Genomic DNA, 18,163 nt, shown 5'->3' on the forward strand with positions numbered 1-18,163 from the left:
CGGAAACCATGTGAGACCGACAGATTGCATTTTGAGGCGAGGAGAAACATGGCAACCATATTTGACTACGCGGGCTCGCTCCGACGAATGGGGAACGACCGCGGCCTGTTTCAGGACATGATTCTGCTCCTGCGAGAAGATGCCCCCGAGTACCTCAAGGTCATTCACCAAAGTTACCATGCCCAGGACTATCCGTCGCTGAAGCGGGCTGCCCACACGCTCAAAGGATTGGTACTCAACTTTGGTGGCACACGCGCCACGCTGGCTGCTGTTGCCTTGGAATCGCTAGCGAATACGGCTGAGAAAGAACCCGCCGAGAAAACCAACATCCCCGCTGCGATTGAAGAGCTAGTTGCCGCTGTGGCCGAACTGCAGGCGGCTTTGGCCGAGCATTGCGACGAAGGATCGTCCGCGGCGCCGAGTCTTCCGCAAGGCAGCCACAAGTCAGAAGCGAATAAGTCTTAAAGAACACACTAGATTCACGCAGGCCTCGAGCTCAGCCGTTCCTTTTTCCTATGCCTAACCATACCTATAACAAGAGCCTGCTCCTGGGATTCTTGCTGGTCTTCGTTGCGCTCATCGTCAACACGGTGCTGGCCTATTGGAACGTTCAGAGATTGCAATCGAATGCTCAAGCAGTATCTCGCCAGCATTTTGTCATGGGGGAGCTGCAGCAGCTTTACAACATTCTGTTGAATGCCGAAACGGGCCAGCGAGGTTACTTGATAACGGGCCAGCAAAGCTTTTTGCAGCCTTATCAGAAGGCTTCGATGGAGTTGCAAGAAAAACTGCGCACCGTCGATAAGCTCGTTTCGACCACACCCGAACGGCAGAAACTGTTCGGGGAGTTGGAAACGAGTGTAGCTAATCGCATGGAGCTGATTAGCAAATCGATCAACTTGCGAGAGAAAGACGGGATTGAGGCTGTCAGCAACTGGATCTCGGCGGGTGAGGGCAAACGAGCGATGGATCAAGTCCGGAGCCAGATTTCCGCGATCGAAGCGAAGGAGCGTGAAGTGCTCGAACAGCGGGCGGCGGAATCGCGAGTCAGTTATTGGACGGCGCTAATAACCGGACTGATATCTTCGGCCCTGGGTTTAGGACTCGTCATATCCGGCTTCGTACTGGTCAGCCGTGACATGGCACAACGGCAACAACTCTCTGAGGCATTGCAAAAATCGAAAGAGAAATTGGAAGATCGAGTTCGCGCGCGGACGATGGAGATTGAGGCGAGCAACAATGCCTTGCGCGACGAGATCGATATTCGGACGAAGGCCGAAACAACGGCAATGCAAGCCGCTCAGGAACTGCAGCGCAGCAATCGCGAACTCGAACAGTTCGCATCCGTTGCCTCCCACGATTTGCAGGAGCCCCTCCGCAAAATTCAAGCCTTCGGCGATCGTTTGCAGCTTCATTGCAATGAGCAGTTGGGGGAACGTGGCATCGACTACTTGCAGCGAATTCTGGTTTCCGCTGCCCGCATGCGCAAGTTGATCGACGACCTGCTGACGTACTCGCGTGTCGCGTCGAAGGCCCAGCCCTTCACGGCGGTCGATCTCAACGATGTTGCCGAGGAAGTCGTCGGCGATTTGGAGGGGAGACTGCAAGATGTGGGTGGGGTCGTCGAACTCGGCAAGTTGCCGCACTTAGAAGCGGATCCAATGCAGATGCGGCAGTTGTTTCTCAACTTAATTGCCAACGCCTTGAAGTTTCATCGCCCGGGCGTGCCTCCGGTGGTCAAAGTCACCGCACAGACCATTGCAACTCCACCAAAAAGCAGCGGCGACACTTCAGCAGCACCGGCAGCGTACTGCGAGATTACGGTGCAGGACAACGGCATTGGTTTTGAGCAGGTCTATGTCGATCGAATCTTCGAACTCTTCCAGCGCCTGCATGGTCGCGACGAGTATCAAGGGACGGGCATGGGATTGGCCATTTGCCGGAAGATCGTCGAACGTCATGCCGGCACAATCACAGCCCAAAGCGAGCCTGGCCAAGGCTCATGTTTTATTTTCACCTTGCCAATTCAACAACGGGCCGCCCTGCCGGCAACAACGGCAGTTACCAGGCCAGCCAACCCGATTAGCAACCAGGAGCTCCGCGCATGACTCGCGAAGGCAACCCAATCACGATTTTGATGGCCGACGACGATGCCGATGATCGTCAGATGACGCTCGAGGCCTTTGATGAAAGCCGCCTCGCAAATGACCTGCGATTCGTCGAAGACGGTGCCGAGTTAATGGACTATCTCTGCCGCCGCAATAAGTACAGCGATCCTGCTACCTCGCCCCGCCCAGGGCTGATTCTGCTCGACCTGAACATGCCCAAGAAAGATGGTCGCGAAGCACTGCGAGAAATCAAAGCCGATCCGAAGCTGCGGAATATTCGCGTGGTCGTCATGACGACTTCCAAGGCAGAGGAAGACATCTTGCGCACGTATGACCTTGGTGCCGAATCCTACGTTACCAAACCCGTTACGTTCACCTCGCTCGTCGATGTCATTCGCACGATCGGCAGATACTGGCTGGAAATTGTCGAACTGCCAGCCCGTGGAGAGGGAGACGGTAATGGGTGAGGCTCCCGTCCGGGTATTGCTGGTTGAAGATGGTGATGACGATTATGTGCTGACTCGCGAGTTGTTCGCCGAGTTCCCTCGCGGAGCGTACACCCTCGACCGCGTCGCGGACTACGAATCGGCAATCAAAACGTTCTCGGAGTGCCATCACGATTTGTACCTGATCGATTACCGCCTCGGGAAGAAGAATGGCCTCGATTTAATTGCGGAAGCCCGTCGTTTGGAGTGCCACACCCCCGTCATTATTTTGACCGGGCAGCGTGAACGAGAAATCGACCTGCAGGCAATGCAGGCAGGGGCTGTTGACTATCTCGTCAAGGATCAACTGGCTGCCGACACGCTCGAACGTTCGATGCGCTATGCGATGCAACGGGCCAGACTCGAAGAAGTCATTCACAAGGCCAATCAGCAACTCGAAGAAAGAGTAAAGGAGCGGACGGCCGAGTTGGCGCGGGTCAACGAAACACTGCAAAGCGAAATTGCCGAACGCAAACGTGCCGAAGAAGCGCTCCGCGAGGCCGATCGCCTTAAGGATGAGTTCGTGGCAATGCTTGCCCATGAACTGCACAATCCACTTGCTCCGCTTTCGGCCGCCCTGCAACTGTTCGAGTTGGGTTCCAATTCTCCTGAACAAAATAAAGAACTGCGGGTCATGATGTCGCGCCAGGTCGAACAACTGGTGCGCCTGATCGACGATCTGCTCGATGTCTCCCGCATTTCGCGCGGCAAGTTAAATCTCCGTCGGGAATCGTTCCATCTCTCAGAGGTGATCGACACTGCGCTCGACGTCAGTCGTCCGATGATCGACTCAGCCCAGCATCGGTTGGAACTTGAACTGCCCGATCAGCCCTTGGCCATCAATGGCGATAAAGTGCGCATTTCGCAGATCATCAGCAACTTGCTCATCAACGCCGCCAAGTACACTCCGCCCAATGGGCGAATCGAACTTCACATTCGTCGCGAAGCGGCCCATGCCGTCATCCGTGTGAGCGACAATGGCGTGGGAATTCCACCAGAGATGCTGACGAAGGTCTTCGAACTGTTCACGCAGGTCGATAGTTCGCATACGCGCACACACGGCGGTTTGGGTATCGGTCTCACACTGGTGAAAACGTTGGTCGAAATGCACGAAGGATCGATTGTCGCCAAGAGTCAGGGCGAAGGCTTTGGCAGCGAATTCATTGTGCGATTGCCGCTCGCGCAAACGAGCGTCCCGATCAAGCCAATCGAAACTGCTCCGCCAGTTGTGCCGCTGAGATCGATACCGGCCAATCGCATCTTGATCGTTGATGACAACGAATCGGCTGGCTACTTGCTCGGTCGATTGCTACAAAAATTAGGTCAGCACGTCCACACCGTCAGCAGTGCCACCGCTGCGCTGGAAGTTGTCTCGTCGCTGAAGCCGGATATTTTGATCTCGGACATTGCGATGCCCGGCATGTCGGGCTACGAACTTGCCAGCGAAATCCGCGCGCGCGGCGAGTCTCCTCAACCTACGTTGATCGCGCTGACCGGCTACGGCCGCGAATCGGATCGCCAGCAGGCTCGCGAAGCGGGCTTCGATCATCATCTGACCAAGCCCGTCGATTTGCAGGCCCTTGAGCAACTGTTGATTAAGCTCAATGGCACGGCAGCCGACCAGGCACCTTGAGTTTCAGCTGGGCAGGATTGTTTACAGCCACTTCGCGAGTGGGCCACCTTGGGCTGCGAGCGCGTCGACCCGCTTGCTGACGGCAGGATCCTCAATTAGCGGCGGCGCATGATGCGGCTTGATTCGCGCGTCGATGACGAGCGGGCCGATGCAGCCCCAGTGTTTATTCATCGTGGCAGCGCCGACGCCGTAAATATCTGCAGCTGGGTTGCTGCGTGTGAATGTTACCCACAGGAAGTTCCCCAACGTGCGCGAAGCAAAGTCGCTATCGTCGACAATCACGATCAGCGGAATCTGCTCTACCAGTTCTTCTGGTCGGCTTGATAGTTTCAACTGTTCGCAAAATCGCTCGACGGTCTGCTGCCAAGTTGCTGCAATCGGTTGCTCTGGTCGTTGTTGAAAGCTTGGCTGGGGTTGAATTGGCGGACCACTAACCGCGATCACACCGGGAAGCGCAAACCTGGGACTCGAATAACCCTCGGGCAGACGCAGCTCAGTAGGCACTTGAGTGGCCAGGGTTCGTCGTGGCGGACCAACTGCGGCGATCACGACTTTCGAACCACGGTTCAGACCATCACCCGAGTAGTCGAGCGTGTCGATGGTAGTACACGTATGAAAATGAAGGTCGCGCCGCCAATCGACGCGTTTCAGGATGTGCTGCAGGAAGGCTCCTTCATCGTGCGTATCGAGCGCCGTATCGTCGGCCTGATTAGCGATTAGCAGATACTTGGCCAGCGACATCTGTCCTTGGCCCAAGATCGCGCAAGCTTGCGTGAGGAGTTCCTGGGGCTGTGGGTTGGCATGAAAGGGCATGTATCGTTCGCTACCGACTGCCAGGAGCAACGGATGGACACCAGCAGCGTCAACAGCGTGCACCTGTTGCACGCCAGGCACGACGGTAGGAATGATCGGCCCCGTTAGTTCGTGAATGAGTTGCCCGAAGGTCGTATCTTCTTGGGGCGGGCGACCGACGACCGTGAAAGGCCAGATCGCATCTTTCCTCGCGAGAACTTCCTCGACTTCCAACACGGGAAAATCATGCGCCAGGCTGTAGTAGCCAAGGTGATCGCCAAACGGGCCTTCAGGCAAATTGCGTCCTGGGCGAATGACGCCGCGAATGCAAAAGTCAGCATCGGCATAGACGGGGAGATTGTTTCCTGAAGGCGTGGCACGATTCGCCATCCGAATTCGCTCGCCCGCCAAGGCTCCGGCGAAGGAAAGTTCACTCATCCCTTCGGGCAGTGGCATCACGGCTGCGAGTGACATGGCCGGATGACCGCCGACAAAGATGTTCACTCGCAAGGGCTCACCGTTGGCTAGGGCTGCCGCATGATGCACACCGATGCCGCGATGAATCTGATAGTGCAGGCCGATCTCACGATCTTGCGCGTAGGAATTACCCGACAGCTGTACGCGATACATGCCCAGATTCGAATGCGCGAGCCCAGGTAGGCGCGGATCTTCGGTAAAGACCTGCGGCAGGGTAATGAACGGGCCGCCATCGCCGGGCCAAGATTGAATCTGCGGTAAGTCGCCAATGTTGATCCGCTGCGCGAAGACCGGCCCGCCGCGCACCAGCTTCGGTTGCATGTGCCAGGCAGTGAAGGGAGCGGACCAATACCGCCAAGGCTGACGCAGCGCTGCTGCCGGCTCGATTTTTAATTCAATTGCACGCCGCACTGCTTCGTACGAATGTCGAAACAGATACCGAGCCCGTTCGATGGTGCCGAACAGATTCGAAACTGCCTCGAAGCGGCAGTTCTTCACGCGCGTGAACCAAATCGCCGGCCCACTGCGGGCATACACGCGCCGCTGGATTTCCGCCGCCTCCAAGCGGCCATCGACCTCATGCTCCCAGCGCACCGCGTGCCCGGCTTGAACTAATTCGATCATCAGCTGACGAAGCGAAGACATGAGGCCCTTCTGATGGTAGCAACGCACTTCCGGTGTAACCGCACGACCAACGACATCTTAACGACCAGCCGAGCCCTGCGGCGCGCCGGAGGCCCGGCAGGCTGTTTATCCGACAGTTTCCGATTAGATTGGTTCAGCTGGGGGCGGCGGTTTCCCACCAAGCAACATTAGTCTGCCGTGACGACGGAGAACGAGATGATTCGAAAGCTACTTTCCCTGAGCCTTGCTTGGCTGTGCCTCGTGTCGCTAGTGGCTGCTCAAGAGCCCGCTGCCAGCACTAAGCCGGTGACCAAGTGGTACAAGGGGAATCTGCATACGCACTCGCTGTGGAGCGACGGCAACGACTTTCCCGAGATGATCTGCGCCTGGTACAAGACCCGCGGCTATCATTTTCTCGCCCTTTCCGATCACAACTTGCTGAGCGTTGGCGAGAAATGGATCGACTCGAAGCGGGCCAATACGAAGGATGCCATCGGCGGGCTGGAGCGCTTTCGCGAGGCCTTCAAAGACCGCGTTCAGACGAAAGAAGAGGATGGCAAAACGCTGGTGCGCCTATCGCCCCTGGCTGAGTTCCGCCCGCTGTTCGAGGAGCCCGAGAAGTTTCTGCTGATCCAGGCTGAAGAAATCACCGACAGCTTCAAGAGCAAACCGATTCACGTCAACGGACATAACCTGCAGGAGTCGATCAAGCCGCAAGGAGGCACGACGCTGCGCGAGACCATTGCCAACAACCTTCGCGCTGTCGAGCAGCAGGGGAAGCGGCTCAAGCAGCTGACGCTGGGGCACTTGAACCACCCCAACTATGGCTACGCTGTGACAGCCGAGGACATGGCCCATGTGGCCGAAGAAAAGTTCTTCGAAGTTTACAACGGGCATCCCGGCGTGAATCATCTGGGCGACTCCTTTACCCCTGCAGACAGCAAGGGTGCCGCGCATACGCACGATCACAGCGACAAAGGTCACACGCACTCTCACGTTCATCCGCCGGTGCATCATGCGAGCATCGAAAAGATGTGGGACATCGCGAACACGCTGCGAATTGCAGAATTCAAACGCCCGCCGCTGTTCGGCCTAGGGACCGACGACTCTCACAACTACTTCGGCACACGTGGCGCTTCGCCCGGCCGCGGCTGGGTCGTGGTGCGTGCTCCCGAACTGACTGCAGCTGCCTTGCTCAAGTCACTTCACGCGGGCGATTTCTACGCCTCGAGTGGCATCGTGCTGAAGGACTTTGAGTGGGATGCGAAAGCGAAGAAGCTATCGATTGAAATTGAACCGCAGCCCGGCGTTACCTACACGACCGCGCTCATCGGCACGCTCGAATCGGTCTCGCTGAAGAGTGAACCGATTAAAGATCCGATGGGGAAGGAGTTGCCGGTTACGCGCAAATACTCGCCTGACCTGGGCAAGACGCTGCAAGTGAGGACTGGCACCAGTGTGGTGTTTCAGTTCACGGGTAAAGAGTTGTATGCCCGCGCTGTTGTCACCAGCAGCCGTGCGCCGGAAATCCCTTCTTTCAAAGATCAAAAAGAGCAAGCCTGGCTCCAGCCCATGGGTTGGGAAGGCCGCCTCGCCAGTTCGAAGTAACAAGCCTATTTTCGTCTTTTGTCGGATTCCATCATGCTCCGCTCCCTATTTTGCCTCACTGTTGCGATTGCCATCACTGTCCCCGCGCGTGGCGATGGACCGGCCGACAATCAAACCGAGAACGTTCGTCGCATTCCCAAGCTGGGGGTGGAAGTGCCCGCCGAGAAGCGCGCTGAATTGGAAGCAGGATTGAAAGAACTTCGCGGCAAGATCGATGACCTCCGCAAACGGAACAATGCCAAGGTTAACGAACTACTGCCGGATATCGAGATCTTTCACAAAGCAGTCAACGACGCGCTCGTCTATCAGGAACTCTTCGATCCCAAGGAAGTCGAGTTCGCCCCCAAACTCATCATAACTGGCTTGGAACGGGCAGCATCGCTGGCCAAAGGTGAATCGCCGTGGACCAGCGACAAGGGGCTCGTCGTCCGCGGCTTCGTTTCTAAACTCGATGGCAGCGTGCAGCCTTACGGCCTCGTAGTGCCTGAAGTTTACGACTCACATAATGGTCCCGCTTCGCGCTGCGATATCTGGCTGCATGGCCGGGGCGAAACTCTGAGCGAGTTCAATTTTCTGAAGGACCGGATGACGAACGTTGGCGCTATTTCGCCCAGCGGTGTCATCGTGCTGCATCCCTACGGTCGCTATAGCAATGCCTTTAAGTTCGCGGGCGAAGTCGATGTCTTCGAAGCGTTGGCGAGTACCGAGCGGCGCTATCGAATCGACCCCAGTCTCATCGCCATGCGTGGCTTCAGCATGGGTGGCGCTGGCGCATGGCATCTGGCCGTGCATCATCCGCATCGTTGGTTCGCTGCCAACCCGGGTGCTGGTTTCAGCGAAACGCCCGACTTCCTCCGCGTCTTTCAAAAGCAGGATTTAAAGCCCCTGTGGTGGGAAAAAACATTGTGGCAATGGTACGACTGCCCGGTCTGGGTGAACAATCTCAAGGGATTGCCGACCGTTGCTTATAGCGGGGAACTCGACTCTCAAAAGCAGGCAGCTGATGTGATGGAAGCAGCCATGCAAGCGGCGGGGATGCAACTTCGCCACATCATCGGTCCCGATACCAAGCACGCCTACACGCCCCAAGCAAAAGAAGAAGTCGACCGCCGGCTAACGGCGCTGGAAATGTTCGCTGGTGACTTTGGCAATACCGAAGTCACCTTCACCACTTGTACGCTCCGCTACCCGCGCCGTTCGTTCGTCACCATCGACGAACTCGAAGAGCACTGGAAGCCGGGCTCGATTCAAATCGATCTCTCGGGCGAGATCCGTTTTAGTGCCAAGGGGATCACTGCGTTTACCGTTGATTCCGATCCCGGTTATTACATCGATCAAGACAGTCTCGATGTCGTCGTGAACGAAGGCTTGCCCGGCGCGCCACCAGACGACCCCAACAGCGAAGAATATTCCGTCGGCACTGTGCCCGCGTTGAGCGACCGTTCGCTCAAGTTCTCGGTTCATAAGATCGGCGACCGCTGGCATCTGGGACCGCGCACGAACGAGATTGGCCTTCGTAAAAAGCACGGGCTCACCGGCCCGATCGACGATGCCTTCATGGAGTCGTTTCTGTTCGTTGCTCCCACCGGCAAAGCTTGGAATGAACTGCCCAGCCAATGGAGCAACAGCGAACTCACACGTGCCAAAGAACATTGGCGACGTCACTTCCGCGGCGTTGCGCGCGTGAAGAACGATGCTCAAATCACGCCCGATGACATAGCCAAACACAATCTGGTTCTGTGGGGCGACCCAGGCAGCAACGCCGTGCTCAGCCAGATCATCGCCAAGCTGCCGATCAAGTGGACCGCCGAGCAGATTCAAGTGGGAGGGGGAGTCTTCCCGGCCAATCAGCACGCCGTGGTGGCCATCTATCCCAATCCGCTGAATCCCAAGAAGTATGTCGTACTGAACAGCAGTTTCACGTTCCGCGAGTTTGCCTACCTGAACAACGCGCGCCAGGTTCCCATGCTGCCGGACTGGGCCGTCGTTGATCTCACCACGCCCCCCAACTCGGTCTGGCCCGGCAAAATCGTCGCTGCCGACTTCTTCGACGAACGGTGGCAACTCAAGCCGCTGAAGCCCGTCAACTCGCGGCCGTAGTTGGCGCGCTGGTGCCAAGAAACTCTGGCAAGAAAGAACAAAGCCCGCTGCGTCAGTGACCTAACGGAGCGGGCTCAAGAGGCTGAGCAGTGAGCGGGCGAGCTTAGTAGCCGATGCCCTTTACTTGCGTTTTCACGCGGCAGATGTAGGAGTCGGCACAGACATAAAGCGTGCTGCCGTCGTCGCCAAATTTGCAGTTGGCGGTTCGTTCGCCGGTGTTCAGGCGGCCGAGCAATTTCCCTTCGGGAGTGAAGCAATAGACGCCGCCTGGGCCGGTGGCCCAGAGGTGCCCTTGCTGATCGACAGCCATGCCGTCCGGCAAACCGGGGCGACCTTCCTTCACCCAAGCGGTCGCATCGAACAGCACCTTACCTTCACCAAGCGTGCCGTCGGCCTTGACGGGAAACGACTTATAAATGGCAGCCGCGGGATCGGACTGCGCGACGTACAGCGTCTTCTCGTCGGGCGAAAAAGCGATCCCGTTGGGGCGAGTCAGTTCCTTGGTGAGGAGCGTCACCTTGCCGTCGGTCCCCAGGCGATAAACGCCGAACCAATCGAGTTCCTTGCCCGGATCCTTCTCGCGCTGCGGCAGGCCATACGGCGGATCGGTGAAGTACAGATCGCCACTCTTTTGATAGACGAGGTCGTTCGGGCTGTTGAACCGCTTGCCATCGTACTTGTCGGCCAGCGTCTTGAGCGTGCCATCTTTTTCGATCCGCTTGATGACGCGGTCGCCGTGGCAGCAGGCGACGATGCGACCTTCGCTATCGAGCGTCAAGCCATTGGTGCCGGGCTCTTCGCCGGTGAACTTGGCGGTGCCGGTGTAACCGACCTTGTCGCGGAACAGCGAGATGCCCGACTTGGGATCCCACTTCATGATCTTGTTCGGCGGAATATCGCTAAAGATCAAAAGACCGCTCGATTTGACCCACAGCGGGCCTTCGGTCCAGTCAAAACCTTCCCCCAGAACTTCAATCTGCGCGCCTGGCGCGAGCAGCTTGGCGAATGAGGGATCAATCGTTTCGATCGAACCGATAGTCTTCACTTTGTCGGCACCATGCGCGGCAGGTTGAGCAGTGGTCAGAATCGCTCCGACCAGGAATGACAGACAGGCAATTGCCTGGAGACAACGTTTCATGCAAGAGAGCCCTTTGTTAGCGGAGGTTACTTCGTGGCAGCTGCCGCAGCAATTGCTCGGCAAAACGCCGCCATCGTAGCCCGTGCCGCCGAGGGAAGCAAATCGGCAGGTGTTTGGGTGGTGTCCTGTTTTGAGTGACGAGTTAGGTCACGGGGCTAGCTGAACGGGTCCATGTATTTCCAATCCGCCGGTCGCAACTTCCGGTCGATCTGATTTATTGGCCAGAAAAAATAGGAAGCAGCCTCTCGGTTATCATCTCCAAGCAAGGGATAAGCGTCACACCATTCGTCATTAATCACTAAGTCGTTGCTGTGTGTCACCAGCGCCAAATAGCTTCCCACGTACAGCACAGGCAGGAGTAGCAACACGGCTGCGAAGATCGGCGCGGCTGAGCGTGGTTGTTTCACTAGGTCAGACCTTTAATGCCTTGCGGTTGATTCATGAGCCAAATGTAAAACACGAGCCATCGCAAAAGGCACGCGGCACAGGCGAGAAGGGGCGGGGCCACAATCGCAATGACGATTAAAGTGCGGAGGGAATTACGCAGATGACCATTCTACCCTCACACAAAAAAGCCCCGCCAGAGTCGGGCGGGGTTGCGGGCGCGGCTTACTGACACGCGTCAGGCTACGTTAGGGAGTGGCACCGCCGTTTCCACCTGTCATAATCGGCGCAGCTTCATTTCACTTCTCCGGGAGCTCGCGGATGTTGCGCCTGTTGTTGTTCATTCTGCTGGGTATCGTTGGTTCAACTTCTTTGGCTGCGGAAACTCCGAAGCCAAACATCATTCTGTTCGTCACCGACGACATGAGTCCCGATGCGGGCTGCTTTGGTAATTCGGTGATCAAGACCCCCGCGCTCGATGCACTGGCACGCGACGGCATCCGCTTGCCCCACGCCTTTTGTACCACAGCCAGTTGTAGCGCCAGCCGCAGCGTGATTCTCTCGGGCATTCATAATCATGCCAACGCGCACTACGGCCATGCCCACGCCTATCACCATTTTTCGTCGTACCCCAAGCTGCAAACGTTGCCAGTTCGTTTGACCGCTGCCGGCTATCGCACCGCGCGGGTCGGCAAGTATCACGTCGAGCCCGAAGCGGTTTACAAGTTCGAGCAGGCCATTCCCGGCGCGGAACGGAATCCGGTTCTAATGGCCAACAATTGTCGCGATCTCATCGCGGCCAAGAGTGAGAAACCATTCTTCCTCTACTTTTGCACGGCCGATCCTCACCGCGGTGGCGGCAGCGTTCCCGGTGATCCGCTCGAACCCGATGCCTTCGGCAATCGCGCGGATGGTTACGAAGGCGTGACCGAAGTGAAGTACGATCCCAAGAACGTAATCGTCCCGCCGTTCTTGCCCGACAGTCCCACCTGTCGCGCAGAACTCGCGCAGTACTATCAATCGATTTCGCGCGTCGACCAGGGTCTGGCGAAACTCGTTGCCATTCTCAAAGAAGCGAATCAATACGACAACACGCTGATCGTGTTCACGTCCGATCATGGCATCGCCATGCCCGGGAGCAAGACCACCGTCTATGAGCCGGGTTTAACGGTCCCCATGGTCTACAAATTGCCTGGGAAACCCACACCCGCAACCGCGGGGCGTGTTTGCCAGGCCATGGTCAGCCATGTCGACCTCACCCCCACTTTGCTCGCTGCGGCTGATGCACTTCCTACTCCGCTACCCGCCGAAGGGCCGGTGAATAAGCGGGCGAAGGCTGCAGCCGCGCAATCGAACCTGCAGGGCCGCTCCTATTACGGAGTGTTGAAAGAGGAACAACCTGCGGGCTGGGACACGATCGAAGCATCGCACACGTTCCACGAGATCACGATGTACTATCCCATGCGCGTGGTCCGCAATCGGCAGCACAAACTGATTTGGAACCTCGCCGCACCTCTACCTTATCCATTTGCCAGCGACCTGTGGAATGCTCCCACATGGCAAGCAGTCTACAAGCAAGGTCCCGACGCCTTGTACGGCAAGCGAACTGTGAAGAATTACATTCACCGACCGGCGTTCGAACTGTACGACCTGAATACCGATCCCCACGAAGTCAACAATCTGGCCGACGATTCCAAGTACGCGAAGTTGCTCGAAGAAATGAAGGCGGAGCTCAAAGACTTTCAGCAGCGCACGAGCGATCCTTGGATCATGAAGTGGAAATACGAGTAATAAGAAACTCCGCTTCATTGTTGTCACGCCCAGGTTCTGCAATCCCTTTTGAATCGAGAGACGCCCATGGCACATTTCGAAATCGTTGCTCGCGAAGGTCTCAAGATGGTTCGCTGCGAGCTCAATAGTGAAACAGTGCGAGCCGAATCCGGAGCATTGCACTACATGCGGGGGCGAATCGAAATTGCCACCCCCGCACCCTCGGTCGGTGGCATGCTCAAAAGTTTCGTGACCAGCGAGAACATCTTTCGGCCGACTTATCAAGGAACGGGCGAAATCTTCTTTGGGCCGCCCATCTATGGCGAGTACGAAGTGCTCGATTTGCAGAATGAAGAATGGATTCTCGAGCAAGGCTCATACGTTTGCAGCGATCAGGCCGTTGAAATTGGCGTTTGGCGGAACAAAGCATTCTCGGCACTGCTTGGTGGCGAGGGGTGGTATCAAACGCTGGTCAAAGGGACAGGCAAAGTTGTGATGCAGGCGCCCGGACAGGTCGAGCGAATCGAGCTGCGCGGCGAAAAGCTCTCGGTCGATGGCCGGTTCGCGCTCGCCCGTACTTCGGGCCTCAAATTCGAAGTGCAAAAAGCCTCACGCTCGCTCCTCGGCTCCGTCACCTCTGGCGAAGGCCTGCTGAGCACCTTTGAGGGGACCGGCACGGTACTCATCGCCCCGGTTCCCAACGTGTTTCAGAACCTCGTCGACAGCATTCGTGCGGTCATCCCACGCGGCAAATCGTAATCGATGCGGCCGATTTGCGGAGGCCCTGAAGGCTCGTTGCATTGTTGGTCAAGCGCCAGTAGGTTGACCCTGGACGGTTCCGCTTTCGGAATTTCTGCCGCGCTGCGTCAGAAGTCGTGATTGCGGCAACGAAGCCGCCACGGAAAGCTGTTCTCATGCCTATTAACTTTCGCCTGGTGTTTCCCTACGTAATGCTGTTGCTGGTCACAGCAGCGGTTGTGTGGGCGGTGTCGCTCAATCCGCCCCCTCGCGCTGAATTCACCTTCGACAACGGCACCGAAGTGCAAACGCTCGATTCGGCGAAGGCCACCGGCAATCCCGAAAACCGCATGATCAATGCGTTGTTCGAAGGCTTGCTCCGGTCGCTGCCCGCTGCCGATTACCGCGAAAAATATGGCCCGCACGAGAATGCGCCTCTCACTGCGCAGCCCGGCATGGCGGAGTCTTACGAAGTCTCGGAAGACGGTAAGACCTACACGTTTCACATCCGCAAGAATGCCGTCTGGTCCGATGAGTCACCGGTCACGGCTCACGATTTCGAATTCTCCTGGCAGCGGATGCTCCACCCCGAGACCGGCAGCCAGTACACCTATCAACTCTATTATGTCCGCGGCACGCGCAGTTACACCGAAGCCAAAGTTGCCCCTGGTGATGCCGTGGAAGTGGAACTGGCCGACCGGCGCGATCGCTACCAGGCCTGGCCGCGCGGCACAATCGTCCGCGGCACGTTAAAAGAAATTCTCAAGCCAGCCGAGCCCGTGATCGATTCCGATGTCAGTCCCGAAGACAAATCGCGGCGCATGTCAGACTGGAAGAAGACGTGGACTTATGTCGTCGAGATCGATGGCAAGCTAACCGCGTTCAGCAAAGCCCCCGACGAAGCACTGCCATTCGAAAACGCCATCCCCACCGCCTGCATGCAGGTCTTGCCCGACTGGCAAAGCACGGTGGGGATCAAGGCCACCGACGATCACACGCTGGTGGTGGAACTGAACGACCGCACTCCTTTCTTTCCCGAGTTGGTCGCCTTCTATCCACTTTATCCGGTCAATCGAAAATGCATCGAAAAGTATGGCTCGCCAGCTTGGACCAAACCGGCAAACATCGTTTCCAACGGTCCATTCAACTTGAAGCTGCGAAAACTGCGCGATCGCATTCGCCTGGAAAAGAACCCGCTTTATTGGGATGCAAAAAACGTCAAGCTGAACAGCATCGATGTGCTCGCCTTGCGCGATGAAACGACGGCCCTCAACATGTACCTGACCGGTCGCGTCGATTGGGCGACGACGATCCCCGCTGATATGATTCCGCAGTTGAAGAAGGAATTGAAAGATCAGTTCCCTTCAGCCCCCATGCTGACGGTTTACTTCTATCGGCTGAATACCGAGAAGGACGCGCTCAAAGATAAACGAGTCCGGCAGGCTCTGAACCTGGCTATCGACAAACAGAACATCTGCGAGTTCGTCACCAAAGCGGGCGAAGTACCTGCGGGTACTTATGTCCCGCCGGGCCTTGCCGGTTATGATAGCCCGCCGGGAACACAGTTCGATCCCAAGCGGGCCAGAGAACTGCTCAAAGAAGCCGGCTATGCCGAAGGGCATCAGCTGCCACATATCGAGATTCTCTACAACGATTCTCCTTCGCTCCATCGGACGATTGCCGAACGCGTGCAGCAGATGTGGCGCGAGCATTTGGGAGTCGACGTTCAACTGCGTGGGCTGGAGTGGGGTGTGTATCTCGACGCTCAGGATAAGAAGGATTACTACATTGCCCGCGCGGGTTGGATTGCCGACTATCCCGATCCGAACACGTTTCTCGATATGTTCGTCACCGGCGGCGATCAGAATATGACCGGTTGGGGCAACCCCAAGTACGATCAGCTGATTGCCGACGCGGGCAAGGAGCCGGATCCGGCGAAGCGAATGGCCATCTTTAAAGAAGCGGAAGCTCTCTTCCTTGAGGAAGTGCCAATTATTCCGATGTATTTTTACGTTTCTAAGAATCTGATTAAGCCGCACGTCAAAGGCTTTTGTAATGACGTGCAGGATCTCCACCCGCTCACGCTGCTAGAGATCGATCACGCGGCGAAAGACGGCAAGCTTGGCCAGCGGTCAGGAACAGCAAAATGAGTGCCCTAGAATTGTTCGGCGCGCTCCTCCGGCGGCTCGGCTGGTTCGTGGTCACGTTCTGGGCCGTCTTTACCCTCTCGTTTTTCCTGATGCGGTTGTCTCCCGGTGGCCCCTTCATGGGTGAGAAGAAGTTGCCGGAAGAAATCCGCCGCAACCTCGACGAGTTCTACAACCTCAACGCTCCGCTGCACGAGCAATACCTTACGACACTCGGGAATGTCGTGTTGCTGAATCTTGGTCCGAGCCAGAAACTGAAGGATTACACGGTTAACGAAGTGATTGCCGAAGGTTTTCCCGTGTCGATGTCGCTCGGTGTGATTGCGCTCACGTTGGCACTGATCGGTGGCACCATCGCAGGAGTTGTTTCAGCAGTGAAGCGAAATACGATCTACGACTTTGGCTTCATGGGGCTGGCCACGTTGGGCATTGCAATTCCTAATTTCGTCTTAGCTTCGCTGGCGATCATTATCTTTTGCTTCTACCTGCCGATTCTCCCCGCAGCTGGCTGGGGAAGTCCGCAGCAGATCATCCTCCCGGCGATTTGTCTGGCTGCACCGTACGCTGCTTACATCGCCCGGCTCACGCGCGCGGGTATGCTCGAAGTGTTGAATCTCGACTATGTCCGCACCGCATATGCCAAGGGTTTGCAACCTCGAACTGTCATCGTCAAACACGCTCTGCGCGGCGCAATTCTGCCTGTCGTTTCGTTTATTGGTCCAGCTGCTGCGGGCATTCTGACGGGTTCGCTGGTCATCGAGCGCATCTTTAATGTGCCGGGCTTCGGTTCGCACTTTATCGATGCAGCGCTGCAGCGCGACTATCCGCTCGCCATGGGTGCCGTGCTGGTTTATACGGCACTGCTGTATGTCATGAATTCGCTCGTCGATTTGTCGTACTCCGTGATCGATCCCCGCGTGAAGCTCGAGTAACCTGCCCTCACATGACTGCCGATCCATCACCTGCGAATTCTCCCGCCGATCGCTATGCGTCCTTGCTGGCCGAAGCTGCAAAAGTGCGCGGCATTTCGCTCTGGCACGATGCCTGGCGTCGCTTGCGCAAGAACTACGCGGCAATGACGTCGCTCTATTTTCTGATCGTCCTCGCGGCGCTCGCCTGGCTCACTCCGCTGCTGCCGCTTCAATCCCCCAGCTTTCAATTGGTCGACAAGGCAAACATCTACAAACCGCCCCGCACGCTGCAGCGTCCGCTCAGCGTTTCGCTGGCCGATGTGAAGAGCTTCGACCGTGAAGTGGCCGACTTAGCTGCGAAAGTGAACGCCGCGCCCAAGTCTGAACGCGACAGGTTGCAAAAAGAGCTGCAGGGGAAAGCCCGCGCCCATCCGTTCAATCGGTTGTGGACGAATCCCGGGCCACTCGCGCGGGCCATGATCCGCGCTCGCCTGGCAGTCTTTGGGCAGTGGTGCATTCCCTCCATCTGTGGCACCGATAACCTCGGTCGCGATGTGCTCGCGCGCATCTTCTGGGGCGCGCGCGTTTCGCTGATGGTCGGTTTGCTCGCCGCCGTGGTTTCGTTGGTGATTGGTGTCAGCTACGGAGCGGTCGCCGGTTATGCGGGCGGCATTATCGATGCCGGCATGATGCGCATGGTCGATATTTTGTACTGCATTCCATTCATCTTCGTCGTCATCAATCTGATCATGCTGCTGAGCGATGACGCCATCAAAAGTACGTTGGCGGCAGTGGGGATCAATCAGATCGTCATTTTCTACATGGTGATCGGTGCCGTCTATTGGCTGACAATGTCGCGAGTTGTTCGTGGCCAAGTGATCTCGCTCAAGCACGAACAGTTCATCGATGCGGCTCGCACGATTGGCGCGGGGAGCGGACGTATTGTCTTCCGCCATATTGTTCCCAACGTCCTGGGCATCGTCATTGTGTATCTCACGCTGACCATTCCCAGCGTGATGCTGTTCGAAGCGTTCTTGTCGTTCCTCGGCCTCGGCGTGCAGCCACCCGATGTCAGCTGGGGGCAACTTGTGAACGATGGGATCAAGGTCATCACACCAATCGGCATCCACTGGTGGCTCGTACTATTCCCTGGCCTGGCGTTAGCATGCACCTTGTTCGCCCTGAACTTTCTTGGCGACGGCCTGCGCGATGCACTCGATCCCCGGATGAAGAACCGCTAGGCCAGCT

The 18,163-nt window shown here is 57.0% G+C and carries 14 protein-coding genes; 11 read left to right on the forward strand and 3 right to left on the reverse strand.

Features of this window, described 5'->3' with window-relative positions; translation table 11 throughout:
- Positions 1-48: 48 nt before the first annotated feature.
- From ETAA8_RS09315 to ETAA8_RS09330, 4 genes are read left to right on the forward strand one after another with little or no spacing between them, the layout of a single operon-like run.
- Positions 49-465, forward strand: a complete 417-nt coding sequence (locus ETAA8_RS09315; protein WP_145087734.1) for an Hpt domain-containing protein — start codon at positions 49-51, stop codon at positions 463-465.
- A 50-nt stretch (positions 466-515) separates the two neighbouring features.
- Positions 516-2,108 (forward strand): sensor histidine kinase, encoded by a 1,593-nt coding sequence (locus tag ETAA8_RS09320; protein WP_145087736.1) that lies wholly within the window; start codon positions 516-518, stop codon positions 2,106-2,108.
- Positions 2,105-2,575, forward strand: coding sequence for a response regulator (locus ETAA8_RS09325; protein ID WP_202921703.1), 471 nt, complete (start codon positions 2,105-2,107; stop codon positions 2,573-2,575). The genes ETAA8_RS09320 and ETAA8_RS09325 overlap by 4 nt, the downstream gene beginning before the upstream one ends.
- Positions 2,568-4,226, forward strand: a complete 1,659-nt coding sequence (locus ETAA8_RS09330) for an ATP-binding response regulator (RefSeq protein WP_202921704.1) — start codon at positions 2,568-2,570, stop codon at positions 4,224-4,226. Before ETAA8_RS09325 ends, ETAA8_RS09330 begins: the two co-directional genes overlap by 8 nt.
- Positions 4,227-4,247: 21 nt before the next feature.
- On the opposite strand, the gene ETAA8_RS09335 is transcribed toward ETAA8_RS09330, so the two are convergent.
- Positions 4,248-6,140: a UbiD family decarboxylase gene (locus ETAA8_RS09335; protein WP_145087738.1), complete on the reverse strand. Its 1,893-nt coding sequence runs from the start codon at positions 6,138-6,140 to the stop codon at positions 4,248-4,250.
- 195 nt (positions 6,141-6,335) lie between these two features.
- Between ETAA8_RS09335 and ETAA8_RS09340 the strand changes: the two genes are divergently transcribed.
- Positions 6,336-7,727, forward strand: coding sequence for a hypothetical protein (locus ETAA8_RS09340; protein WP_145087740.1), 1,392 nt, complete (start codon positions 6,336-6,338; stop codon positions 7,725-7,727).
- A gap of 33 nt (positions 7,728-7,760) precedes the next feature.
- Positions 7,761-9,827 (forward strand): alpha/beta hydrolase-fold protein, encoded by a 2,067-nt coding sequence (locus tag ETAA8_RS09345; protein WP_145087742.1) that lies wholly within the window; start codon positions 7,761-7,763, stop codon positions 9,825-9,827.
- 103 nt (positions 9,828-9,930) lie between these two features.
- Here the strand turns inward: ETAA8_RS09345 and ETAA8_RS09350 are convergent, their stop codons facing one another.
- Both ETAA8_RS09350 and ETAA8_RS09355 read right to left on the reverse strand, forming a co-directional pair.
- Positions 9,931-10,965: an SMP-30/gluconolactonase/LRE family protein gene (locus ETAA8_RS09350; RefSeq protein ID WP_145087744.1), complete on the reverse strand. Its 1,035-nt coding sequence runs from the start codon at positions 10,963-10,965 to the stop codon at positions 9,931-9,933.
- A 155-nt stretch (positions 10,966-11,120) separates the two neighbouring features.
- Complete coding sequence (locus ETAA8_RS09355; RefSeq protein WP_145087746.1) at positions 11,121-11,372, reverse strand: hypothetical protein; 252 nt, start codon at positions 11,370-11,372, stop codon at positions 11,121-11,123.
- Positions 11,373-11,670: 298 nt separating this feature from the next.
- On the opposite strand from ETAA8_RS09355, the gene ETAA8_RS09360 reads away from it, so the two are divergent.
- The 5 genes from ETAA8_RS09360 to ETAA8_RS09380 all read left to right on the forward strand — a co-directional run bounded on the left by ETAA8_RS09360 (position 11,671) and on the right by ETAA8_RS09380 (position 18,156).
- Entirely contained in the window at positions 11,671-13,140 is a 1,470-nt protein-coding gene (locus ETAA8_RS09360) for a sulfatase family protein (RefSeq protein WP_145087748.1), read from the forward strand.
- A 66-nt stretch (positions 13,141-13,206) separates the two neighbouring features.
- Entirely contained in the window at positions 13,207-13,878 is a 672-nt protein-coding gene (locus ETAA8_RS09365; RefSeq protein ID WP_145087750.1) for an AIM24 family protein, read from the forward strand.
- Between the two features lie 155 nt (positions 13,879-14,033).
- Complete coding sequence (locus tag ETAA8_RS09370) at positions 14,034-16,007, forward strand: peptide ABC transporter substrate-binding protein (protein WP_145087752.1); 1,974 nt, start codon at positions 14,034-14,036, stop codon at positions 16,005-16,007.
- Positions 16,004-16,936 carry an ABC transporter permease gene (locus tag ETAA8_RS09375; protein ID WP_145087754.1) on the forward strand — a complete coding sequence of 311 codons (933 nt, stop codon included), beginning with the start codon at positions 16,004-16,006 and terminating at the stop codon, positions 16,934-16,936. The genes ETAA8_RS09370 and ETAA8_RS09375 overlap by 4 nt, the downstream gene beginning before the upstream one ends.
- Before the next feature lie 11 nt (positions 16,937-16,947).
- Entirely contained in the window at positions 16,948-18,156 is a 1,209-nt protein-coding gene (locus ETAA8_RS09380; RefSeq protein ID WP_145087756.1) for an ABC transporter permease, read from the forward strand.
- Positions 18,157-18,163: the final 7 nt, after the last annotated feature.

Origin of the sequence: Anatilimnocola aggregata, from assembly GCF_007747655.1 — a bacterium.
Lineage (GTDB): Bacteria > Planctomycetota > Planctomycetia > Pirellulales > Pirellulaceae > Anatilimnocola > Anatilimnocola aggregata.